We start from the raw sequence: 20,957 nt of genomic DNA, 5'->3' as shown, positions 1-20,957 counted from the left end.
TGAGCGAGGACTGCATCAAACTGGCAGGAGGTAGAGAACCGATGAAATACATTGTTCCGCACACACGGTGGCTCAAACGTTCGCTGACAGGTGTACTCGCATCGGCGCTGCTGCTGGGCTGCTTTCACCTTCCAGGCAAGGTGGACGCGGAGCCGGCGGCTCCGGAGCCTAACCAAGCCGCCAAATCGCTGGACCAGCTGAGCCGGACAGAAATCCTGGAGTCCAGAAAGGCACTCTATGCGAAGATCAGCAAGGCCACCAACATCCCTTGGTACAGAATTGCCGCGATCGACCAGTACGAACGGACCTTGACCAAAGCCCATCCCAAGGATCGCAAGCACCCGGAGCGCCTCACCGGCATCCTCATTACGGAACCGGCCTGGTCGGGAGTGTTCAATCCGGAATTGAACGATCATAACCCGCGGTCCATTTCCATCTTCGACGGGTACGGCCGCGACGGCTCCGGCGACGGGCGGGCAGATCCCGACAACGACCTTGACGTGCTGTACAGCATGGCGGATTATTTGCAGCGGTACGGCAAATCACAGGAAGATTTCAACATCGCGATGTGGGAATATTACCATAACAGCCGCTCGGTTCAACGGATCGAACAATTCTCCAAGCTGTATGAAAAATTCGGCACGCTGGATTTATCCGGGCATGCCTTCCCTCTCCCCATCAGCAGCAGCTACTCGTACCGGAGCACCTGGGGAAGCGGGCGGAGCTGGGGAGGTTACCGGATCCATGAAGGCACGGACATCTTTGCGAACTACGGGGTTCCCGTAAGAAGCACCTGCTATGGCGTAGTTGAGCTCAAGGGGTGGAACCCGTTCGGCGGTTGGCGAATCGGCATCCGGGATCTGGACAACCATTATCATTACTACGCTCATCTGCAGGGGTTTGAAAAGTCCATCAAACAGGGGGATATCGTCACACCAGGACAAACGATCGGCTGGGTCGGCAGCTCCGGCTACGGGAAACCCGGCACACAGGGTAAATTCCCTCCGCATCTGCACTACGGCATCTACCGTGACAGCGGCCTGGTCGAATGGTCGTTCGACCCTTATCCATCCCTCCGGCGGTGGGAAATGGAAGAGCGCAAAGCGCTGAAACAGAAAAAGGGATCCTCCTGAACCGCGTGTTCGGGAGGTCCCTTTTTCATATCGCTATACCAAGGCCGTTTAGTGCTTCGCTGCCTCCCCCGTTACCCCGCTCGTCGAATCCGTTGTTGCGGGGTTTTCCCCTCCCGGATGGATGCTGGGCGGGGTAACGGCCGCCGGGCTTCCGCCTTGCTGGCTTTGCGCTCCGGCTCCGGGCAGCGCGATGCTTGGCGCCGCGGCCCCGTTCTCCCCGACCGGCGTGCCCTTGCTGTCGTAATAATACATCGGCACGTTGCCGACGACCATCAGGTAGGAGACCGGGATTTCCGTATCGACGATTTCCGGCTCCATGTCGAACGGCACGACAACTCCCACTTCGACCGTTACATGAATGTAAATCTCCACGAGCACCATATTGATCCCCGCATCTTTTTCTCTCGTTTTCAGATCTACCTTGACCGCACCTTGAGGCTCGACCCGAATCGGAATATTGGGGCCGAAGGATGCAATGATCGGGCTGCCGAGCGCCTGGCCCAGCGGAATGCTCTCGGCCAGCTTATGTTTGTCCTCCAGCGTGGACTGAACCACCTTAAAGGTGCTTGAGGTAATTTTCATATGCTCTGCGTAATTCAGCATAAAGCCGGACACTTTGCCGGACGTATCCATTTTCCAATCGATCAGATCATCCGCGTTCTCGCCTTCCGCCACCTGCGCAGCCACCGCTTCGTTAATGGCGTCGGTTGCAATCTGCTTCATGCGGATTTTGGCTAGGTACATGATGGGCGGCTTCAGATGATTTTCAACATAGGCGAAGCCCTGGAGCATAAGAATGAGAAAAACCAATGCACCGATCAGCCATACCCTCCGCCGGCTCCGCGGCCTGCTCGCCCCTCTGCTGCGCCATCTGGCCCTTCTTTTCATGCCGGAACCCCTCCTTCGAAGCCGTAGGTTACCTTATCAGCATATGCCCGGGCTTGGCAAAAAAGAAGAGCAAGCCCCGCTCCTGCCAGGGAGCAGCCACTTTCATATTTTGTTATACTGGTATCAATATTGGAGAAAGATCGTAATCCCCTTTTAACATAATATTTTAAAAAAATGAGCATCCCGTATCCTTTTCCCCCTGTTCAAACGTTATCTCTATAGAGGCCTCTACAGGAGTGTGATTAACATGTTAATCCGTCAATTCCATGGCACCGGATATCATCGCGAGGATATTTCGGAGCTGTACCCAAGTTTGAAAAAATTCTGCCTGAGCGTCACCCGCAACCGCTGGGATGCCGAAGATCTGGCACATGACACCATCGATAAAACGCTGCGCTTCTGCCTGAAAGACCCGTCATCTCCGCGGCAGCCCAGCCTGCCGCTTATGATGACCATTGCACGCAACCATTGGATCGATCTCGTCCGTAAAAGGTCGCGTGAGTCGGCCGAACCGATGGTTGAGCCGCAATCAACCGATCACCCGATCGATACGCTTCTGTCCGGGCTCGACACCTTGATGGAGAAGCTGACGCCAAAGCAGCTGCTGGTGTTCGTGCTGAAGGACGTGTTTGAGAGCCGGGTGTCGGATATCGCCAGCATGCTGGAACTGAACGAAACGACAGTCAAATCACTGCTGCACAGGGCGCGCCGCAACCTCAGCGGAGACACCGGCGAAGCCATTTCACCGGACCCGCACTGGAAGGACGTCGAGCAGGAAGAGTTTCGCCATATCCTGCTGACCGCCATCCGGCAGGAGAAGCCTGAGCTGCTCCAGCGGCTAATGGAAGCCCTGCAGCCGGCAACGGACCGGGCCCCAGTGGTCGGTTTCGGCCGGACACGGATGTCCTCCGGATCGGGTATGTCCCTGCGCTGTGCGGCGTAGATCCTTGTGCCTTCCCATATAAAGGAGGCCATGAACATGAACACGATTCCTTACGTTGTGGAACAAAGCCGGCTTGGCGAGCGTTCCTATGATATTTATTCGCGCCTTTTGAAGGACCGGATTATTTTTCTCGGTTCCGAAGTGAACGACGTGGTGGCCAACAGCATCATCGCACAGCTGCTGTTCCTGGCCGCCGACGATCCGGAGAAGGATATATCCCTGTATATCAACAGCCCAGGGGGCTCTACCTCGGCAGGCTATGCCATTTTGGACACGATGGACTACATCAAGCCGAAGGTCACCACGATCTGCATGGGCATTGCCGCATCCATGGGCGCCGTGCTCTTCCTTGCCGGGGAAAAGGGCATGCGTTATGCCCTCCCCAACAGCGAGTTCATGCTGCATCAGCCGCTAGGTGGAGCCCAAGGCCCCGCTGCCGATATCGATATCACGGCCCGCCGGATTTTGAAGCTGCGAAGCAAGATCAACGATTTTATCGCGGAGAAAACCGGGCAGCCGCTAGAACGCATCGAGAAGGATACCAATCGCGACTTCTTCCTCACCGCCCAGGAAGCACTGGAATACGGCATCGTGGACCGGATCATTACGCAGCCGGTAAAATAACCGAACGCTGTAAGCCCGGCAAACTGCAGCTAACCGACCTACCGCCATGTGCACAGAAGATTCATGCCCGCACGATCGTTGCAGCGCTCTGCCAGATTAAAAAGCCGACGGACTATGTCCGCCGGCTTTTTTCTGTCCTAAACCCGGCTCTCCACCCTGTACGCCCTTTTCCATGACAGGTTTTCAGAGCTTGCAGAACCTGCTTAATCCTATTGGCCTGCATTTGATTGACTTTTCATTCTAATATCCAGGTCGGTCAGCTGCAAATTTTCATTTCGTCTACCATACTTGTATGGTAGTATGGAAGTGTCAGGAGGTATCCATGAAATGGATGAAACTATGCTCCAATCCGGTTCAGCCGGAAATCTCGTGTACCAACAGCTCAAGCAGCAAATTGTCAGTCTGGAGCTTCCCCCGGGTACGGCCCTGTCCGAGAAAGAAACGTCTCTGACCTTCCACGTCAGCCGGACGCCGGTTCGGGAGAGCTTCGTACGCCTGGCCCAGGAGGGTCTGCTGCTGGTGCTGCCTCAAAGGGGAACCCGTGTCTCGCTGATCGATCCGGACATGGTGGAGGAAGCCCGGTTCATGCGCGAGCAGCTGGAGAAGGCCGTCATCCGTCTCGCCTGCGAGTCCTTTCCCGCAGACAAGCTGCAGGAGATGGAGAACAATCTCGTGATGCAGCAGGAGAGCATGAAGCGGCTTGACGGCAAACGAATGTTTGAGCTCGACGAGGCTTTTCACCGAATCCTGTTTGAGGGCGTCCGGAAAATGGGCACATGGAACGTCATTCAGCAGATGAACGCGCATCTGAACCGCACCCGCGTGTTATGGCTGTCGCTGGATCCGCACTGGGGGAACCTGTTTGAGCAGCACCGGGAAATGATCCAAGCCATCCGCAGCCGGAATGCGGACCTCGCCGAACGGATCATGAAGGAGCATCTAACCCTCAGCATTTCGAACCTCCCGGTCCTGAAACAGCGCTACCCGGAATATTTCAAGTAAGTCAAGCTGGCCTGTGTAGCAAGGCCGCCGGAGCATGCCATACCGGTACCGGCAATGGTGCCGATGAAATGGCAGCAGCTTCTTTCTGCAAAACAACATAATGACAAGGCGGTGTATGGGATTGCGTATGGTATTCCGTTGGTTCGGCGAAGGCAATGACACGGTTTCGCTGGATCATATCAAACAAATTCCCGGTGTCGAAGGGATCGTGTGGGCGCTTCATGACGTCCCGGCCGGAGACGAATGGCCGATGGAGAAGATCATCGCTGTTCGGGATCAGGCTGCAGCACATAACCTTCATATTGACGTGGTGGAAAGCGTTAACGTTCACGAGGATATTAAGCTGGGCCTGCCGACCCGGGACAAGTATATCGACAATTACGTCAAAACGATCGAAAAGCTGGCGCAGGTCGGCGTGAAAGTGATTTGTTACAACTTTATGCCGGTGTTCGACTGGGCCCGGACGGAACTCTACAAGCGGCTGGAGGACGGCTCCACCGCACTCTTTTTTGAAAAATCCAAAATCCACGGCATTGACCCGTTTGACCTTGTGCAGACGATCAACCAGAACAGCTCCCTGACGATGCCCGGCTGGGAACCCGAACGTCTTGCGCATCTGACCTCTCTGTTTGAGGCCTATCGGAATGTGACGTCTGAGGATCTATGGGACCATCTCGCCTATTTCCTGGAGGCGGTCATTCCAACTGCGGAGCGCTGCGGCATTACGATGGCCATCCACCCGGACGATCCGCCATGGCCAATTTTTGGGCTGCCGCGTATTATTACCGGCCAGGACAGCCTACGGCGTCTGCTCTCCCTTGTAGACAGCCCGTCCAATGGCATTACGCTGTGCAGCGGCTCCCTGGGGGCCAATCCGGACAACGACATCATCGCCATGATCCATGAGTTTGCGGACCGGATTCCTTTTGCACATATCCGCAATGTGCGCGTGTATGAGAACGGCGATTTTATCGAGACTTCGCACCGGACGCAGGACGGCACCGTCGATATCGCGGGCATCGTCAAGGCATATCATGACACCGGCTTTACCGGTTATGCCCGCCCGGACCACGGCAGACATTTATGGGGCGAGCAGTGCCGGCCGGGATACGGCCTGTATGACCGCGCCATGGGGATTATGTATCTCTGGGGGCTGTGGGACGCCTACCAGAAGCTTCAACCTACCGCAGAAAAGAGGGATACGCATGAAAGCATTGCCTAACCACCCTGCCCTGCACGGAAAAACAGCCGTTGTTACCGGCGGGTCCGGGGTTCTCTGCAGCGCGATGGCGCTGGAGCTCGGACGCCAAGGGGTGAAGGTCGCGATTTTGAACCGGACGGCGGAAAAGGGCGAAGCCGTTGCCCGGCAAATCCGCGAAGCGGGCGGTCAGGCGCTTGCCGTGGCCTGCGACGTGATGGAGCCTGGCAGCGTGCAGGCGGCGGAGCGCCAGGTCCGCGAGGCCTTCGGCCCGTGCGACATCCTGATTAACGGAGCGGGCGGAAATCATCCCAGTGCTAACACGACGGAAGAGATCTATAAGCCGGAGCACCTTGGACAACCAGGGATCACGACGTTTTTTGATCTCAGCATCCAGGGATTCCAGAACGTGCTTGGCCTCAATATGATCGGCACCCTCATTCCGACCCAGGTCTTTGCCGGGCAGATGATCGGCCGTCCCGGCGCAGTTGTGCTGAACATATCCTCCATGAGCGCACCGAGTCCTATGACCAAGGTGCCGGCGTACAGCGCAGCCAAAGCCGCGATTAACAACTTTACTCAATGGCTGGCGGTTCACCTCGCCGAATCGGGCATCCGGGTCAACGCCATTGCCCCCGGCTTTTTCCTGACGGAACAGAACCGGAAACTGCTGACGAACGAGGACGGGTCCCTGACCGAACGTTCCCATAAAATCATCAGCCACACGCCGATGCGCCGGTTCGGCGTTCCGGAAGACCTGCTGGGTACCCTGCTCTGGCTGGTGGACGACACCACCTCGGGATTTGTCACCGGCACGGTGGTGCCCGTTGACGGCGGATTTATGGCCTATTCGGGCGTGTAACGAAACGCAAAAAAGGCAGCTCCGCATCGCACACCGATCGGAATTGCCTTTTATTTTTATACTCACGAGCAGGCAGGTTCAATCAAAATGCCGCTGCCGCATCGCCTCGAACAGCATCAGCGTCGAAGCCATCGCCACGTTCAGCGACTCGGCCTGCCCCCGCATCGGAATGATGAGCGCGTCATCCACCAGCTGCTGCGCCTGCTCCGATACCCCTTTGGCTTCGTTGCCGACGAGCAGCCAGCAGGAGCCCTGCCGGAAATCGTAGCTGTAGCACGTGTCCTGCGCCTGCAGGCTGGTGCTGATCACCCTCGCGCCGCTCCGCTTTGCCTCCGGCAGGATCTCCATCAAATCACCCTCCACCACGGGTAAATGGAACAGCGACCCCATGGTCGAGCGGATCGTCTTCGGGTTGTACAGGTCGGCCGACCCGCGCCCCAGAATGACCCCGTCCGCCCCCGCCGCATCGGCACTGCGGATGATCGTCCCGACATTGCCGGGGTCCTGCACGCCGTCCAGGACGATGACCAGGCTGCCCTCCCGGCTCATCAGGGCGTCAAGCCCTGCCGCGGTCTTGGGCTTCCGGGCAATGGCAAAAACCGGCTGCGGCGTTTTGGTATCCGTACACTTCGCGATGACCGCAGGCGATACGCCGATCCACTCCACAGATTCCCCGCCGGCCAGGTGGGCAAGCTCGGACGGAATCCCCTGCTCCAGGTCAAACGCGACGCACTCCAGGTCTGCCCCGGCCGTCAGCGCCTCCTGCACGAGATGAATGCCCTCGATGATATATTTATGCTGCTTGTCCCGGTGCTTCTTCTCGAGCAGCTGCGCCCATTCCTTGACCCGGGGATTTTGCGGTGAAATGATGTCCATCCTTAACCGTCCTTCTCATGATTCATCTGTCAAACTGCTCCTCTGCCCCAGCACGAGGTTTTCGCGTTGAGGATCGGATCATTTCGGATAAGCCAGCTCCAGCTTGGTCAAATCGCTTTTCTCGCCAACGATAACGAGTACGTCGTCTTCGCTCAGCGGGGCGTCGGCATACGGCGAAATATCCATCTTCGTGCCGTGCTTGATCGCCATGACGTTGCAGCCGAAGCGGGCGCGAATGTCGAGCTCCCTCAAGTTTTTGCCGACCATGTCCTGCGAAGCCTTTAATTCCAAAATGCTGTAGTCTTCGGAAATCTCGATGTAATCCAAAATATTCGGCGAAGTGAGATGGTGGGCGACCCGCATACCCATATCCCGCTCCGGAAAAATCACTTTATCGGCGCCGATCTTTTGCAAAACCTTGCCGTGCAGTTCATTTTGCGCCTTGACGATAATCGTTCCGACCCCGAGATCCTTCAGAATGAGCGTCGTCAAAATACTGGATTGGATGTCTTCGCCGATGGCGACAACCACCACGTCAAAATTGCGGATGCCCAGGGCACGAAGCGCCTCTTCATCCGTTGAATCCGCTGATACGGCATGCGTAACCATATTTGATACCGCCTGGGTGCGCTGTTCATCCGAATCGATGGCAAGCACGTCAAACCCCATCTCGCTCAGTGTGTTTGCAACACTGGAGCCAAAGCGCCCCATACCGATGACGGCGTACTGCTTTTTCGCCATATGTTAACCTCCACGACTATAAGAAGTCTATCCTGCTTATTATATCACAGCGGGTGAAAAATCTGAATTTTGCCACCCGCCTCGGGGCACATTACTAAAGAATATCATTACAATTCAGACTGAGCCCTGGGAAGCGGGACGTCGTCCGCACGATATATGGAAGCGGGCGCGGCTCTGATGTGAAGGGTTCATACTTTTAGCCTGGAGGGAAAACGATCATGTCAATTCTTCTCGACCTGCGCCAAGCTATTGTCCATAAGGTCCATGATTCCAATGAAGCCGAGCTTCGTGAAATGATTGAAGGGTCCGTCGACGGTCCGGAGCAGGCGCTCCCCGGCTTGGGAGCGATCTTTGAGATGATGTGGAAAAATATCGACACGAAGCAGCAGAACGAGCTCGTCCATGTGGCTCATGAGCACCTCAAGACGATTAAGCCGGGGCCATTGACTTAACAAAGACGCCGGTGCTTTTACCGCACAACGACAAATACCCCTCCGCTGGGAAACAGCTGAGGGGTATTTCCTATATTACAGAAGCTTCAGCAGACTTAAGGCGCTGTCTCCAAAAACTTCGCGGTTGGATTTTTTTCCATCGCCGTCCGCATCGCATATTCGTTTTCGAACAGCACGACATAGTTGCCCTTCTTATCCTTCACCAGCGTCGAGTTGATGCGGAATTTGCTCGGATCGATCTGGTCGTCCACGATCCAGCGGGCGAACTGGTACGGCATCCGCTGCAGCTGCACATCCACGCCGTACTCGCCTTTCATCCGGTATTCGAATACTTCGAACTGCAGCTGGCCGACAACGCCGAGAATCGTATCGTCGAAGCTGACCGTATGGAACACCTGAATGGTCCCTTCCTCCGTCAGCTGGTCGATGCCCTTCTGGTACTGCTTGTGCTTCAGGGCGTTCTTGACCGTTACCTTGGAGAAAATCTCCGGCGAGAACGTCGGCAGCTCGTCAAAGACGATTTCGCTGCCTTGGCTCAGCGAGTCGCCGATCCGGAAAATGCCCGGGTCAAACAGCCCGACGATATCGCCAGGATACGCCTCATCGACGATGTCGCGGTCCTGTGCCAGGAACTGCTGCGGCTGCGACAGCTTGATGTCCTTGCCGACCCGCACATGCTTGACGGTCATGCCGCGCTGGAATTTGCCGGACACGATCCGCATGAAAGCGATACGGTCCCGGTGCGCCGGGTTCATGTTCGCCTGGATTTTGAAAATGTAACCCGAGAACTTCTCGTTCGTCGGCTCGATCAACCCAGCCGTGCTGCGACGCGGCTCCGGCGGCGGGGCCAGCTGCAGGAAGTTCTCCAGGAACGTCTGCACCCCGAAGTTGTTGATCGCACTGCCGAAGAACAGCGGCGTCAGTTCGCCCTTTTGTACCTTTTCCAGGTCAAATTGGTCCCCCGCCACGTCCAGCAGCTCCAAGTCCTGGCACAGCTGATCGTGCAGGTAATCCCCCGCCATCTCACGGATAACCGGGTCGTTATAGTCCTCCACCTTCTGTACCTGGATAGTCGAGTGGTCGTTCCCTTGGAACAGCTCGACCTGATTCTTCATGCGGTCGTAGACACCGCACAGCTCGCGTCCGGTCCCGATCGGCCAGTTCATCGGCACGGAGCGGATGCCAAGCACCTGCTCCAGCTCCTCCATCAGGTCGAACGGACTCCGGCCTTCCCGGTCGAGCTTGTTAATAAACGTAAAAATCGGAATGCCCCGCTTCGCGCAAACCTGGAACAGCTTGATCGTCTGGGCCTCGACCCCTTTGGCCACGTCGATCAGCATGACGGCGCTGTCGGCAGCGGTCAGCGTACGGTACGTATCTTCACTGAAGTCCTGGTGACCCGGGGTGTCCAGAATGTTGACCCGATGTCCGTTATAATCGAACTGCATCACCGACGAAGTAACCGAGATCCCCCGCTGCTTCTCGATTTCCATCCAGTCACTGGTCGCGTGCTTGCTCGCTTTGCGCGCTTTGACCGTACCGGCCAGCCGGATCGCGCCGCCGAACAGGAGCAGCTTTTCCGTTAATGTCGTTTTACCTGCGTCCGGGTGGGAGATAATCGCGAACGTCCGGCGCTTCTCCACTTCCTGCTGCAGCGTATCATCTATCGCTTTGCTCATTTCACTATTCCCTTCATCACTAAAGTCATGTCTATTATTGTATCACATTCTCTACGCAAATCACCCCCATGCAGAGGCTGCATGAGGATGATTTCATTTCAGGCTATGTCTTTAGTGAAACATAAGGCAAGCACCGGCACAACGGTTTTATTTGCCAATCTGCCACACGACGTTGTCCTCTTCCTGGCCGTTCACCGGCCACCAGTGGAAGCCGTCCGCTTTCAGCAGTTCGTCCGTTTCCTTCGGTCCCCAGGACCCGGCAGGATAATAAGAGATATCACCCTGATTTTGCGCCCAGGCTTCGGCGATTTTATCGACGAAGGACCAGGCCGACGCCACTTCATCCCAGCGGGTGAAATACGTCGATTCGCCACGGGCTGCATCATGCAGCAGGCGCTCATACGCCTCAGGCGAGTTGATGCCGACCATGCAGCTCTGGCAGAAGTCCATCGCAAGCGGCTCGATTTCATTTTCAGAGCCCGGCTTCTTCGCGTTGATCTTTACGTAGATGCCTTCCATCGGGTTCACCCGGATGACCAGCAGATTCGGTTCGAGCTTGTATTTTTTACCCAAATACACGTTGTTCGGCATGCTCTTGAATTCCACGACGATTTCCGTCGTTTTGACCGGAAGGCGTTTGCCTGTCCGGATGTAGAACGGTACGCCCGCCCAGCGGAAATTATCCACGAACAGCCGCGCCGCAAAATACGTTTCCGTATTGGAATTCGGGTCGACCTTGTCCTCCTCACGGTAGGCCGGCAGGTCCTTACCACGGGCAGAGCCCTTGATGTACTGGCCGCGGATGACGTTCTTCTTCACTTCTTCCGCTGTCTCGTAAGGCCGGAGCGAACGGAGCACCTTCACCTTCTCGTCGCGGATGTCCTCCGGCAGCAGGCGGCTAGGCGGCTCCATCGCGATCATCGTCAGCATCTGCAGCATATGGTTTTGTCCCATATCACGGAGTGCACCGGCATGGTCGTAGTACCCTCCGCGCTCTTCAACGCCGACGGTTTCGCTCAGCGTAATCTGCACGTTGGCAATATGCTTGTTGTTCCACAGCGGCTCGAAAAACGCGTTGGCGAACCGGATGACTTCGATATTCTGCACCATTTCCTTGCCCAGATAGTGGTCGATCCGGTAAATCTCTTCTTCTTTAAAGACCTGGCGAATCTGTTCGTTCAGCTCTTCAGCCGATTTCAGATCGTAGCCGAACGGCTTCTCGATGACGAGGCGGTTCCAGCCTTCGGCATCCAGCATGCCGCCCTTTTGCAGGTTAAACGATACGCTTCCGAACAGCTCCGGCGCCAGGGCCAGATAGAACAGGCGGTTGCCCGGAATGCCGAACTGCTTCTCCAGATTAACCGTCTGTTCGTTTAATTCACGGAACCCGTCGACGTTGTTGATATCGAGGGACTTATATTCAAAATGCTGCGCAAACGTCTTCCAGTTGTCGTTGTTCTCCGCCTTGTAACGGCAAAATTCCTGAATCGACTGGAAGATGTCCTCACGGAACTCCTCCTGGGTACGCGGACGCCGCGCGACGCCGATGACCGCAAAATCCTCGGCTAATTTACCTTCACGGTACAAACTATAAATGGCAGGAAACAGTTTGCGTTTGGCCAAATCCCCGGTTGCCCCGAAAATAAAAAATACAGCACCAGGTGTTTTGAGTGCTTCAAGATTTTGATTTTCAGTCATGGCTCCTCATTCTTTCTATGTCGTATTTTGGTCTCTTCAAAATCCCGATTTTACACCATAATTTGGTGGCATAAAATGATTGATGTCATTTTAGCACATTCATCAGCATGATGCTATCCGTTTAACTTGGTCGTAAATCAAAAATTTCTTTCTGCGTGCTAGGCAGATCTAATACTCAATCGTAATGACCGGAAGCCCGATCGTCACCCGGCTGCTGCCGGTCGATTGATCCTCATGAACCGCCACCTGCATGTTCAGAACCTTCCCTCCGCTTTGGATGCCGGACCGCAATGAAGGCACCTCGTAAGCGTTGCTGACCGTAGTCGCATCCTCGTAGGTTTCCGCCTTAGTCGCCGCCATATGTCTGAAAATGCCATCCTCTACCGCTTTCATGGTCGATCCGGCAGGATGCTCCCCTTTAACCGTTCCCTGCAAAGAAGCATTCCATTCAGCATCGATGCCGTTTTCGTGCAATGCTTGTCCGTATTCCGACTGGAGTTCGGTCAAGGCGCTCAGCTGCTCATCACCAGCCGCCTCCATTTGAATAATAATATAACTGCGATCCTCTGAAATCTCCTGCCAGTTAAACCGCACGTTAACGCCATTTTTCGTATCCACGACCCGGTATGTCAAGTGACCGCCTTCCGTCAGCTGCTGTACTCCCGGCAGATTCAGCGATCGGGACAGCCCCTCGGCCGCCTCGTACGCATCCTGATTTCCGTTGGCTTCCCAGTCTCCCTGCCACTTCACAACCAGACGCTGCGGCACGTCCACCACTTCATTTCCCAGCTTCAAGAGGGTGCGCAATTCTTCCGGATCCTGATGGGACGGCGCCGACGTCTGATTCGCACTGTACCACAAATACCCCATCCATACCAAAGCCGCTACGCATACCGCCAAACCTAAACCTGCCCATCTCCGGACTGCCATCATCCCTCATACATCCCTTCACCAGGAAATCTATCAATCTACTAAAAGGATGTCCGTTTCCGGGGCGATTATACCTAAAGCCGCACGATAGGCGAAATTGGGTGAATGACCATAGCCGCGTCCATAGGCGGTGAATACACTGGTTAATAAAAATGATAAGGGAGGTTCGCACACTTCCATGATCCCTATTTACCCATTAACAGAAGAAAATATTCGGCGGCACTGCGGCAAAATGGTCGCCGCCTGTATGTATGACGGCAGAGTATATACCGGAAAGCTGACCGAGTGCAAAGACGGCCATATTATTCTGAACGGGCCGGAAGGCACCCAGCTGCACGGCGCCAAAGTAAAGGGCGGCCATAAAAAACGCGCTAAGGGGCCTGTAGCCAAAGCTCCACAAAAAGCCACTGTCCGCGCCTTCTATCCTTATTATCCGTATGGCTATGGATTCGGCTTTGGAGCTGGCCTGGCGCTGAGTCTGGCCACCCTCGGGCTGCTGTTTTTGATTTAGCAGTCTTCAAAACTTACACATCATTATCTAAAAAAGCCCCTGGAAGCTATCCGCTCCTCAGGGGCTTTTCATCTGCTATGGATTAATTTGCTCTGGATTCAATCCAACTATTCCGCCAAACCGTTCTTGTAAGCGTAGATCGCCGCCTGCGTGCGGTCGTCTACGCCCAGTTTCGCCAGGATGTTCGTCACATGGAACTTGACCGTTTTGATTCCAATGATGAGGTCATCGGCGATTTCCTGGTTGGACTTGCCCTGCGCCAAAAGGCGGAGCACATCCATTTCGCGGTCGGTCAGCTCCTTGTGCGCCGGGGCCTCCACCTCCGGATGGCGGAACCGGTTCATCATCTTGGAGGCGACCTGCGATTCCAAGACCGATTGGCCGCGCGCCGCGGCGCGGATGGCGTCGGCGATTTCGCTTGCGCGCGACGTCTTCAGCAGGTAGCTGAATGCACCGGCCTCGATAACCGGGTACATTTTCTCGTCGTCCAAATAGCTTGTCAGCACGATCACCTTGCAGTCCGGGTACAGCTTCAGCAGCTGCCGCGTCGCCTCAATCCCGTCCATGCCCTCCATCACCAGGTCCATCAGGACGACGTCGGGTTTGTATTCCCGGGCAAGGCGGATGCCTTCCTCCCCGCTGCCTGCCTCGCCGACGACTTCGATGCCGTCCTCAGTCCCCAGCACGGCCGCCAGACCGATCCGCACCATCTCGTGGTCATCGACGAGCAGCACTTTAATCATGGGTGTTTCCATTTCCAAGATCCTCACTCCCTACTTTGTCTTCAGATACAATCGGCACGGTAATTTCGATTCGCGTACCCTTGCCGGGCGCCGTAATGATTTGGATCGATCCGCCGATTTCATTGACGCGTTCCTGCATATTGGAAAGGCCGTAAGAGGCCTGTTTTGTCTCGTTTAGTTCGAAGCCCTGGCCGTCGTCACGCAGCATGACCCAGACCATGTCTTTCTTTTGGTGAATCCGGATTTCCATCTTATCCGCTTTGGCATGCCGGAGCGTGTTAGACATCGCTTCCTGGATGATTCGGAACAGATGGTTTTCGATTCCTTTTACCAAGTGGATGCCTTTGTCCATTTCAAACACGATTTCCATCGGAACCTTCACTTTGAGCTCTTTGATCAGCTCGCCGAGTCCTTGCTCCAACGGCTTGCCTTCCAGATAGACCGGCCGGAGATGCAGCAGCAGCGCTCTCATTTCCGATTGGGCCACGGCGGCCATTTCTTCGATGAGCGCCACCTGGCGCTGAGCCTTGTCAAAATCCTTCTCAAGCGTCCTCCCCACGGCCGTCGCCGTCATCGATATCGCAAACAGCTGCTGGGATACCGCATCATGCAGCTCCCGCGCCAGCCTCTGGCGCTCCTCTACGATCGCCGATATCCGCGCCTGCTCAGCCAGCTGGGCATTGTTCGTGGATAAGCGCTGAAGGGAGTTGACCTGCTCCTCCCACTTTTTGCTGATGCGCCCAAGCTGCTCGCCAAGGCGCCCGACCTCGTCGCTGCCAAGCTCCGGCACGGAGCGGGCGACGTTCCCTTTTTCCCAGGAGAGCAGCGTCTCCCGCAGCCGTTCCAGCTTCATTTTGACCCGGTAGCTCTGATAGAACCCGAAGATAGCTCCCAGACCGATCGGAACCAGGATCAGCGTAGCACCGGCCTGCAGCGTTTTTTGCCAAGAATCAAACGGGGCCAAATAACCATATGTATAAAGCACGTAAAAAATGATCAGGAGCATAACAAAAGAAAGAAGGGCCCCCTCGCCCATGCTCCGGGAGACCATATTAGCCGGTTTTCGGGTTTTCATCAGGGAACCCTCCTCCTATGACAGATCAATATCAACATCTCCTACCAGGTAGGAAATATGGAATTTAACTTTGTATTCGCTGGTCTCATAATTTGGGGATTTCCAGTTCAAACGGTTCATCAAGCCGTTATCCCGATGCCCTCTGAAATCGATCGCGCCGAACAGGACGAACACTTCAAGCTCCACCCCGTAATACTCCGGAATTTTGATGTCCGTATCCCCCATGATGCCTTGAAACATCATCACCGTACGGTGTTCCTCGGGGATCGCAAGCGACAAATCCAGATCGGCTTCGTTGATAACATGCCAGACGCTCTGGCTTCTCATAGCCCAAGGGACCTGATCCCAATTGTAATGCCCCGAAAAGCCCTGCTTCTGTAGGTACCCGTCCCGGTTTTGTACCTTCCTTGCCTTTACAAAAAACCATCCCAGGGAGATCAGCGCAATCCCCAGCACGATCAGCAAATGATCAATTAGCAGCAGGATAGCTCCGACCGCCACAAGACGGTAGCCTCTCTTCACTTTTCCGCCGCGAATCGTATAAATTCCCATAAGAATGAATAAGAGGGCGACGATGGTAAAAAAGCCGACCCACCTGCCGAAGAGCATGAGGAGGCCGATCCCGATGAGAATCAGCGCAATGAAGCGATTTCTTTTTTCCATGCCGCACCTCCTTATGATGTCTTGGTTTATCGGAAAAGTAAGACCGGAAAAGCCATAGGGTTGTGACGGGCACACTCCTTATGGCTTCACCGGGATCCAGGAAGATGTGAATGAGGTCTCGCGCCCTTATTCCATTCTTCCTAGCATATCATATTGTCCGCAGAATTGAATACTTATTCTTTATTCGATTTGGAAGGAGCGGCAGTCGTCGGGTTCAGCTTGCTTTTCAGCGCGCTGAGCTGTTCTTCCACCTTCAGCTGCTTCTCCGCATCGACCGGGCTGGTGAAGGCGGATGTTTCCGGACGGTAAGGGGCACGCATCACATCGGCTTCAGCTTCCATTTGCATGATCTTTTCTTCCATGCGGTGGAATCCAAGGGACGCGCTTCCGCTTTCGATCGTATGCAGGCTGCTGATTTGAGACATTTGCTTTTTGGCTTTCGCCATTTGAGCACGGGCTACGAGCTCATTGCGCTTGTTGCGCATTTTGTAGAACTCGTCTTTCATGTCATGGAGCTGCTGTACCAGTTCTTTGGCCTGCGCCTCGGATTGAGCATGCAGTTCTTGGTACTCGGACAGTTTTTGGTCAAAATAAATCTTTTCCTCGAGCAGCTTGCGCGCTACTTCTTCCTGGCCGTTACGAAGTGCCAGTTCAGCTTGAGCCTCACGTTGGCCGGCCATCTTCACGGCTTCTTCCACGCGCTGCTTCATGCGGCGCTCATTGGCCATTTGCTTCGCTACTGTAACTTCCGCGTCATGGATTTCTGCCTCCATATCGCGCAGATACTGGTTCAGCATAATTACCGGATCTTCAACTTTATCCAATACCTCGTTCACCGATGCTTTCGTCATATCCTTAATTCTTTTAAATACTCCCATGTTTTACACTTCTCCCTTCTCGTACTTAGATAATTTTTTTTTCAATTCCTCAAGCTCTTTCTTCATGGCTTTCTTCTCGATATCTTCCATCATGGCGTCCAGGTCGGATGCGGACGAGCTGTATCCGCCCGGTCTGCCTCCGCCGTAAGCCGAACCGTTGTATTTGGCTCTAGGGTCAAAAGATTGGGCACCATAAGCGCCATTGCCTTGCTGACCGTTGCCGTAGTAGCTGCCGGATCCCATACTATTGCCGTAGTATCCTCCCCCAGCTACCCCCGGTCCCGGTCCATATGGATTAAAAGGTGTCGTTGGTTCTTTAGGGATGACCAAAGCCGCGATAAAGTAGATGAACAGCGTGGTCCCGCCGGTAAATGGGATACTGATCAAGAACAGGATCCGCAGCAGCGTGGAATCGATGCCCAATGTATCGGACAGACCGCCGCACAAACCGGTGACCATTTTATCGCGGGTCGATCGGTATAGCTTGCTCATGACGTTACTCCTTTCCGCTGTTGTTCAGCTTTTCCTTCAGGCGGGCCAGCTCCCTTTCCAGCACGCTGGATACCGTTCCGCTGGCTTGTTCGAACAGTTCCTGACCGCCGCGGCGCAGGTCGCGCAGACTGCGTGCTTCAAATTCCCAATCGGAAATGCGGTCTTCCAGACGGTTGAACATCTTGGGAACATCCTGTCCGCCAAAACCTTCCATGCGCTGATTCATCCGTTGCTGAAGTCTGAGGGTTTCCATCCGTGCCGCGTAGTATTGACGTTTGCTGTACACGGTTTGGTACTCCAATTTCAGGTCGTTCAGTTGATTTTCCAGCTCGGTGAGCGACTGGCGGGTTGTATCCAGCAGTCCTCCGTATTGCTCGAGCTTTTCTTCATAGATGATTTTTTCCTGCAGTGCGAGCTTGGCTAGATGATCCTCGCCGGCCTTCAGAGCCAGCAGCGCCTGCTCCTCACGCTTTTCCTTCATACTGGATGCCTGATCCACTTGCTGCTTCAGCTGTCTCACATGAGCGGAGTACTGCTGAACGAGCTTCTCGGCTTCCATAATATCGTCACGCGTTGATGCCAAAAACTGATCGATCAACCGTACCGGGTCCTGACTTTGTTCCAAACGTTCATTTAATGTCGCTACGGTGATATCCCGTACCCTGCGAAATACGCTCATCTGTTTTTGCTCCCTCCTTATAAGCTGTGATCGCCTATTCGTTTGATTGTATTTATTGAAGGTAATTCTTTGTTACCGTTACATCCACTTCGACGACTTCTTACCTTTCAGCAGCATAATCCCGAACACTACCAGGGCAATTCCCAGCAGCGGTCCGATGATCCAGGACAGCTTCGCCAGAAGTCCCATGACACCGAATGCGAGGATAATCGTACCGATGACCACCTTACCTCTGCGAATTCCATAATAGCCGAGCACGATCATCAGGATCGGGAAGATCAATCCGATCAGCCTGCCGAATAATGGAGCGAATACTCCCAGGAGCATCAGTGCTCCGATTGCGATCAATACGATCGCCCAACCAGAAGTTTTATTTGTTCTCATGCTTTGTCACCGCCTTTCGTTTGTATCAACCTTATGACTCTATTTTAGGTTCTATCCGGGTTTTCCAAAACGGACCCCAGACGGTTTTTAATCCTAGACCTAAGTCGGGGGAAGGCTCGGACCTTAGACGAAGCAAGCTTTTTCTGCATGGAACGCGGCAGCCACATCCTCCACTGAAGCTCCAATATCCCGTTTATAGGGCATGATCGACACGCTATGGGAACTTCAATGAGCAGTTTACTTAAACAATGCTTGGGATAGGGAATCGTTGGAGGCTCTGAGCAAGGGATTTAGCTCTTAGCTAAAGAAACATTGAGCCAGTTTAGCCCCGGTAAAGCCGGCTGGAATGGTTTATCAACTTTAAACAAGGATGGGGAACACGTTCAAAGGGAGTAATGGTAGAACGAACGGATGATCAGAGGATCTTGTTCAAGGCTGTTGTACACCCTCTTACTCCCATCTTACGAGGGCATGTCATATAAAGAGAACATTATGCGGATAGGACCTACATAAAACAAAAGGATACGAATTAAACGCCATACAAGCCATACAAATAAACGCAATACGAATTAAAATGGCCGCCTTTCTGCGGGATATCATCAGGTGGCTGATTGGAAGGAGAAGTGCAATATAGCGGGATGGGAGATTAACGAACGACGAACGATGGCTCGGTTTACAATGTTAGTCTATACAAGAAAAAGCCTTGGAAAGATATCCAAGGCTTTTCTCTATGATGCCGGTGAAGGGACTCGAACCCCCACGGTTTCCCTCACGATTTTGAGTCGCGCGCGTCTGCCAATTCCGCCACACCGGCATATTCAGTTAAAAAAATGGCGCGCCCTAAGAGATTCGAACTCCTGACCTTTTGATTCGTAGTCAAACGCTCTATCCAGCTGAGCTAAGGGCGCATATGAAATTAATGGAGGCGCCACCCAGATTCGAACTGGGGATAAAGCTTTTGCAGAGCTGTGCCTTACCACTTGGCTATGGCGCCGAAATCAAATGGAGCGGACGACGGGAATCGAACCCGCGACCCTCGCCTTGGCAAGGCGATGCTCTACCGCTGAGCCACGTCCGCTTAAACTGGCTGGGGATATAGGATTCGAACCTATGCATGACGGAGTCAAAGTCCGTTGCCTTACCGCTTGGCTAATCCCCAACAAGATTGTCATTATAAGTTATGGGGCGATCGATGGGACTTGAACCCACGAATGCCGGAGCCACAATCCGGTGCGTTAACCCCTTCGCCACGACCGCCATAATAAAAGATATGAAACTGTATTTCGAATGGCAGGGGCAGCAGGAATTGAACCCACACTAACGGTTTTGGAGACCGCTGTTCTACCTTTAAACTATGCCCCTATAATAAAACTGGTGGAGGCTGATGGATTCGAACCACCGAACTCGTACGAGAACAGATTTACAGTCTGCTGCGTTTGGCCACTTCGCTAAGCCTCCATATGGTGCCGGCGAGAGGACTTGAACCCCCAACCTACTGATTACAAGTCAGTTGCTCTACCAATTGAGCTACACCGGCTTTTATGCTTGTTATTAAATTCATGGTGGCTCGGGACGGAATCGAACCGCCGACACGAGGATTTTCAGTCCTCTGCTCTACCGACTGAGCTACCGAGCCTAATTTTGTTTTTATTAAGAGCATTATTGCAACAAACTAAACTCTCAAGAAAATAAATGGCGGAACCGACGGGATTCGAACCCGCGATCTCCTGCGTGACAGGCAGGCATGTTAGGCCTCTACACCACGGTTCCACGGCCAATTATGTATCTCCATACGTAAGGAGATAAATTGCGGGGGCAGGATTTGAACCTGCGACCTTCGGGTTATGAGCCCGACGAGCTACCGGACTGCTCCACCCCGCGTCATTAAAAAATATTTATTTTCTTTAAAGTATAGATGGTGGAGGCTGAGGGGATCGAACCCCCGACCCTCTGCTTGTAAGGCAGATGCTCTCCCAGCTGAGCTAAGCCTCCATAAGAAACACTTTTAATATCTTAGCAGATAAACCACTAAAAAGGCAAGCATTTTTTCTTTGGGATTCTCATCCCTGAAGCTAATAATTAAAGTGGTGACCCGTATGGGATTCGAACCCATGTTACCTCCGTGAAAGGGAGGTGTCTTAACCCCTTGACCAACGGGCCAAACTATAATGGCGGAGAGAGAGGGATTCGAACCCTCGAGACGCTTTTGGCGCCTACACGATTTCCAATCGTGCTCCTTCGGCCAACTCGGACACCTCTCCATAATGGCTCCCCGAACAGGACTCGAACCTGTGACAACTCGATTAACAGTCGAGTGCTCTACCAACTGAGCTATCAGGGAACAATATTTAATTCAAGTGTTTGATCACTTGAAAACTAGATACGAAACGAATCTACATTTTATATTTATTGGATAAGCCCTCGACCGATTAGTATTGGTCAGCTCCATGCATTGCTGCACTTCCACCTCCAACCTATCTACCTCGTCGTCTACAAGGGGTCTTAC

General features: G+C 53.9%; 21 protein-coding genes, 16 tRNA genes and 1 rRNA gene. 8 read left to right on the top strand and 30 right to left on the bottom strand.

Features of this window, described 5'->3' with window-relative positions; genetic code table 11:
• The first annotated feature begins 41 nt into the window (after window positions 1-41).
• Window positions 42-1,133, top strand: a complete 1,092-nt coding sequence (locus C7820_RS15250) for a M23 family metallopeptidase (protein WP_116231816.1) — start codon at window positions 42-44, stop codon at window positions 1,131-1,133.
• Window positions 1,134-1,181: 48 nt separating this feature from the next.
• Here C7820_RS15250 and yunB read toward each other — a convergent pair whose 3' ends face one another.
• Window positions 1,182-2,021, bottom strand: coding sequence for a sporulation protein YunB (gene yunB, locus C7820_RS15245; RefSeq protein ID WP_116231815.1), 840 nt, complete (start codon window positions 2,019-2,021; stop codon window positions 1,182-1,184).
• 247 nt (window positions 2,022-2,268) lie between these two features.
• On the opposite strand from yunB, the gene C7820_RS15235 reads away from it, so the two are divergent.
• From C7820_RS15235 to C7820_RS15215, 5 genes are all read left to right on the top strand, one after another.
• Window positions 2,269-2,964 carry a sigma-70 family RNA polymerase sigma factor gene (locus C7820_RS15235; RefSeq protein ID WP_116231813.1) on the top strand — a complete coding sequence of 232 codons (696 nt, stop codon included), beginning with the start codon at window positions 2,269-2,271 and terminating at the stop codon, window positions 2,962-2,964.
• Window positions 2,965-2,994: 30 nt separating this feature from the next.
• Window positions 2,995-3,588, top strand: a complete 594-nt coding sequence (clpP, locus tag C7820_RS15230; protein ID WP_258875268.1) for an ATP-dependent Clp endopeptidase proteolytic subunit ClpP — start codon at window positions 2,995-2,997, stop codon at window positions 3,586-3,588.
• Between the two features lie 327 nt (window positions 3,589-3,915).
• The gene (locus tag C7820_RS15225; protein ID WP_116231811.1) at window positions 3,916-4,590 is read left to right on the top strand and encodes a GntR family transcriptional regulator; all 675 of its coding nucleotides are present in this window, start codon (window positions 3,916-3,918) and stop codon (window positions 4,588-4,590) included.
• Between the two features lie 121 nt (window positions 4,591-4,711).
• A complete protein-coding gene (gene uxuA, locus C7820_RS15220) occupies window positions 4,712-5,812 on the top strand; it encodes a mannonate dehydratase (protein ID WP_116231810.1) in 1,101 nt (366 codons plus the stop codon).
• On the top strand, window positions 5,796-6,650 hold the full coding sequence (locus tag C7820_RS15215) for an SDR family oxidoreductase (RefSeq protein WP_089549876.1): 855 nt from the start codon (window positions 5,796-5,798) through the stop codon (window positions 6,648-6,650). Before uxuA ends, C7820_RS15215 begins: the two co-directional genes overlap by 17 nt.
• A gap of 78 nt (window positions 6,651-6,728) precedes the next feature.
• On the opposite strand, the gene C7820_RS15210 is transcribed toward C7820_RS15215, so the two are convergent.
• A complete protein-coding gene (locus tag C7820_RS15210; RefSeq protein WP_116231809.1) occupies window positions 6,729-7,526 on the bottom strand; it encodes a TrmH family RNA methyltransferase in 798 nt (265 codons plus the stop codon).
• A 78-nt stretch (window positions 7,527-7,604) separates the two neighbouring features.
• Window positions 7,605-8,267, bottom strand: coding sequence for a potassium channel family protein (locus C7820_RS15205; protein ID WP_076175169.1), 663 nt, complete (start codon window positions 8,265-8,267; stop codon window positions 7,605-7,607).
• 218 nt (window positions 8,268-8,485) lie between these two features.
• On the opposite strand from C7820_RS15205, the gene C7820_RS15200 reads away from it, so the two are divergent.
• Window positions 8,486-8,719 (top strand): small acid-soluble spore protein SspI, encoded by a 234-nt coding sequence (locus C7820_RS15200; RefSeq protein WP_076175171.1) that lies wholly within the window; start codon window positions 8,486-8,488, stop codon window positions 8,717-8,719.
• A 95-nt stretch (window positions 8,720-8,814) separates the two neighbouring features.
• Here C7820_RS15200 and C7820_RS15195 read toward each other — a convergent pair whose 3' ends face one another.
• The 3 genes from C7820_RS15195 to C7820_RS15185 all read right to left on the bottom strand — a co-directional run bounded on the left by C7820_RS15195 (window position 8,815) and on the right by C7820_RS15185 (window position 13,029).
• Entirely contained in the window at window positions 8,815-10,398 is a 1,584-nt protein-coding gene (locus C7820_RS15195) for a peptide chain release factor 3 (RefSeq protein WP_076175173.1), read from the bottom strand.
• 147 nt (window positions 10,399-10,545) lie between these two features.
• Entirely contained in the window at window positions 10,546-12,096 is a 1,551-nt protein-coding gene (gene zwf / locus C7820_RS15190) for a glucose-6-phosphate dehydrogenase (RefSeq protein ID WP_116231808.1), read from the bottom strand.
• Window positions 12,097-12,264: 168 nt separating this feature from the next.
• Window positions 12,265-13,029: a YwmB family TATA-box binding protein gene (locus C7820_RS15185; RefSeq protein ID WP_116231807.1), complete on the bottom strand. Its 765-nt coding sequence runs from the start codon at window positions 13,027-13,029 to the stop codon at window positions 12,265-12,267.
• Between the two features lie 175 nt (window positions 13,030-13,204).
• Here C7820_RS15185 and C7820_RS15180 point away from each other — a divergent pair, with 175 nt between their 5' ends.
• The gene (locus C7820_RS15180; RefSeq protein WP_116231806.1) at window positions 13,205-13,537 is read left to right on the top strand and encodes a hypothetical protein; all 333 of its coding nucleotides are present in this window, start codon (window positions 13,205-13,207) and stop codon (window positions 13,535-13,537) included.
• Window positions 13,538-13,644: 107 nt separating this feature from the next.
• Here the strand turns inward: C7820_RS15180 and C7820_RS15175 are convergent, their stop codons facing one another.
• The 24 genes from C7820_RS15175 to C7820_RS15060 all read right to left on the bottom strand — a co-directional run.
• A complete protein-coding gene (locus tag C7820_RS15175; RefSeq protein WP_076175243.1) occupies window positions 13,645-14,292 on the bottom strand; it encodes a response regulator transcription factor in 648 nt (215 codons plus the stop codon).
• Window positions 14,273-15,355 (bottom strand): sensor histidine kinase, encoded by a 1,083-nt coding sequence (locus C7820_RS15170; RefSeq protein ID WP_116231805.1) that lies wholly within the window; start codon window positions 15,353-15,355, stop codon window positions 14,273-14,275. Before C7820_RS15170 ends, C7820_RS15175 begins: the two co-directional genes overlap by 20 nt.
• Before the next feature lie 15 nt (window positions 15,356-15,370).
• Window positions 15,371-16,018 (bottom strand): cell wall-active antibiotics response protein LiaF, encoded by a 648-nt coding sequence (gene liaF / locus C7820_RS15165; protein ID WP_076175183.1) that lies wholly within the window; start codon window positions 16,016-16,018, stop codon window positions 15,371-15,373.
• Window positions 16,019-16,191: 173 nt separating this feature from the next.
• Window positions 16,192-16,896 (bottom strand): PspA/IM30 family protein, encoded by a 705-nt coding sequence (locus C7820_RS15160; protein WP_116231804.1) that lies wholly within the window; start codon window positions 16,894-16,896, stop codon window positions 16,192-16,194.
• Window positions 16,897-16,899: 3 nt separating this feature from the next.
• The gene (locus C7820_RS15155; protein WP_116231803.1) at window positions 16,900-17,388 is read right to left on the bottom strand and encodes a PspC domain-containing protein; all 489 of its coding nucleotides are present in this window, start codon (window positions 17,386-17,388) and stop codon (window positions 16,900-16,902) included.
• A 4-nt stretch (window positions 17,389-17,392) separates the two neighbouring features.
• Window positions 17,393-18,067, bottom strand: coding sequence for a PspA/IM30 family protein (locus C7820_RS15150; RefSeq protein WP_116231802.1), 675 nt, complete (start codon window positions 18,065-18,067; stop codon window positions 17,393-17,395).
• 78 nt (window positions 18,068-18,145) lie between these two features.
• Window positions 18,146-18,451: a LiaF transmembrane domain-containing protein gene (locus C7820_RS15145; RefSeq protein ID WP_076175192.1), complete on the bottom strand. Its 306-nt coding sequence runs from the start codon at window positions 18,449-18,451 to the stop codon at window positions 18,146-18,148.
• A gap of 734 nt (window positions 18,452-19,185) precedes the next feature.
• A tRNA-Leu gene (locus C7820_RS15140) sits at window positions 19,186-19,265 on the bottom strand.
• 17 nt (window positions 19,266-19,282) lie between these two features.
• Window positions 19,283-19,359 (bottom strand) — tRNA-Arg (locus C7820_RS15135).
• Between the two features lie 12 nt (window positions 19,360-19,371).
• Window positions 19,372-19,445: transfer RNA gene (locus C7820_RS15130), tRNA-Cys, on the bottom strand.
• Between the two features lie 9 nt (window positions 19,446-19,454).
• Window positions 19,455-19,529, bottom strand: a tRNA-Gly gene (locus C7820_RS15125).
• Window positions 19,530-19,535: 6 nt separating this feature from the next.
• A tRNA-Gln gene (locus C7820_RS15120) sits at window positions 19,536-19,610 on the bottom strand.
• A 22-nt stretch (window positions 19,611-19,632) separates the two neighbouring features.
• A tRNA-His gene (locus tag C7820_RS15115) sits at window positions 19,633-19,708 on the bottom strand.
• 31 nt (window positions 19,709-19,739) lie between these two features.
• A tRNA-Trp gene (locus tag C7820_RS15110) sits at window positions 19,740-19,813 on the bottom strand.
• Between the two features lie 10 nt (window positions 19,814-19,823).
• Window positions 19,824-19,909, bottom strand: a tRNA-Tyr gene (locus C7820_RS15105).
• A 3-nt stretch (window positions 19,910-19,912) separates the two neighbouring features.
• A tRNA-Thr gene (locus C7820_RS15100) sits at window positions 19,913-19,988 on the bottom strand.
• A gap of 23 nt (window positions 19,989-20,011) precedes the next feature.
• A tRNA-Phe gene (locus tag C7820_RS15095) sits at window positions 20,012-20,087 on the bottom strand.
• Between the two features lie 57 nt (window positions 20,088-20,144).
• Window positions 20,145-20,221: transfer RNA gene (locus C7820_RS15090), tRNA-Asp, on the bottom strand.
• Window positions 20,222-20,258: 37 nt separating this feature from the next.
• Window positions 20,259-20,332, bottom strand: a tRNA-Met gene (locus C7820_RS15085).
• Between the two features lie 35 nt (window positions 20,333-20,367).
• Window positions 20,368-20,443 (bottom strand) — tRNA-Val (locus tag C7820_RS15080).
• A 93-nt stretch (window positions 20,444-20,536) separates the two neighbouring features.
• Window positions 20,537-20,611 (bottom strand) — tRNA-Glu (locus tag C7820_RS15075).
• 9 nt (window positions 20,612-20,620) lie between these two features.
• Window positions 20,621-20,712 (bottom strand) — tRNA-Ser (locus C7820_RS15070).
• Window positions 20,713-20,716: 4 nt separating this feature from the next.
• Window positions 20,717-20,792 (bottom strand) — tRNA-Asn (locus tag C7820_RS15065).
• A gap of 68 nt (window positions 20,793-20,860) precedes the next feature.
• A 23S ribosomal RNA gene (locus C7820_RS15060) occupies window positions 20,861-20,957 on the bottom strand; the annotation flags it as partial.

It is taken from the genome of Paenibacillus sp. VMFN-D1 (assembly GCF_003386155.1).
GTDB lineage: Bacteria > Bacillota > Bacilli > Paenibacillales > Paenibacillaceae > Paenibacillus_AQ > Paenibacillus_AQ favisporus.
The sequence above is the reverse complement of the archived record's forward strand: the minus strand, read 5'-3'. Positions and strand labels throughout refer to the sequence as shown.

Coding starts and splice junctions, on each gene's coding strand:
- C7820_RS15235 (WP_116231813.1), top strand. CDS start 2,269: ATGTTAATCCGTCAATTCCATGGCACCGGATATCATCGCGAGGATATT.
- C7820_RS15180 (WP_116231806.1), top strand. CDS start 13,205: ATGATCCCTATTTACCCATTAACAGAAGAAAATATTCGGCGGCACTGC.
- C7820_RS15200 (WP_076175171.1), top strand. CDS start 8,486: ATGTCAATTCTTCTCGACCTGCGCCAAGCTATTGTCCATAAGGTCCAT.
- C7820_RS15205 (WP_076175169.1), bottom strand. CDS start 8,267: ATGGCGAAAAAGCAGTACGCCGTCATCGGTATGGGGCGCTTTGGCTCC.
- C7820_RS15195 (WP_076175173.1), bottom strand. CDS start 10,398: ATGAGCAAAGCGATAGATGATACGCTGCAGCAGGAAGTGGAGAAGCGC.
- liaF (WP_076175183.1), bottom strand. CDS start 16,018: ATGGAAAAAAGAAATCGCTTCATTGCGCTGATTCTCATCGGGATCGGC.
- C7820_RS15155 (WP_116231803.1), bottom strand. CDS start 17,388: ATGAGCAAGCTATACCGATCGACCCGCGATAAAATGGTCACCGGTTTG.
- C7820_RS15210 (WP_116231809.1), bottom strand. CDS start 7,526: ATGGACATCATTTCACCGCAAAATCCCCGGGTCAAGGAATGGGCGCAG.
- C7820_RS15250 (WP_116231816.1), top strand. CDS start 42: ATGAAATACATTGTTCCGCACACACGGTGGCTCAAACGTTCGCTGACA.
- C7820_RS15170 (WP_116231805.1), bottom strand. CDS start 15,355: ATGAAAACCCGAAAACCGGCTAATATGGTCTCCCGGAGCATGGGCGAG.
- C7820_RS15160 (WP_116231804.1), bottom strand. CDS start 16,896: ATGGGAGTATTTAAAAGAATTAAGGATATGACGAAAGCATCGGTGAAC.
- C7820_RS15145 (WP_076175192.1), bottom strand. CDS start 18,451: ATGAGAACAAATAAAACTTCTGGTTGGGCGATCGTATTGATCGCAATC.
- yunB (WP_116231815.1), bottom strand. CDS start 2,021: ATGAAAAGAAGGGCCAGATGGCGCAGCAGAGGGGCGAGCAGGCCGCGG.
- C7820_RS15185 (WP_116231807.1), bottom strand. CDS start 13,029: ATGATGGCAGTCCGGAGATGGGCAGGTTTAGGTTTGGCGGTATGCGTA.
- zwf (WP_116231808.1), bottom strand. CDS start 12,096: ATGACTGAAAATCAAAATCTTGAAGCACTCAAAACACCTGGTGCTGTA.
- C7820_RS15215 (WP_089549876.1), top strand. CDS start 5,796: ATGAAAGCATTGCCTAACCACCCTGCCCTGCACGGAAAAACAGCCGTT.
- C7820_RS15225 (WP_116231811.1), top strand. CDS start 3,916: ATGGATGAAACTATGCTCCAATCCGGTTCAGCCGGAAATCTCGTGTAC.
- clpP (WP_258875268.1), top strand. CDS start 2,995: ATGAACATGAACACGATTCCTTACGTTGTGGAACAAAGCCGGCTTGGC.
- C7820_RS15175 (WP_076175243.1), bottom strand. CDS start 14,292: ATGGAAACACCCATGATTAAAGTGCTGCTCGTCGATGACCACGAGATG.
- C7820_RS15150 (WP_116231802.1), bottom strand. CDS start 18,067: ATGAGCGTATTTCGCAGGGTACGGGATATCACCGTAGCGACATTAAAT.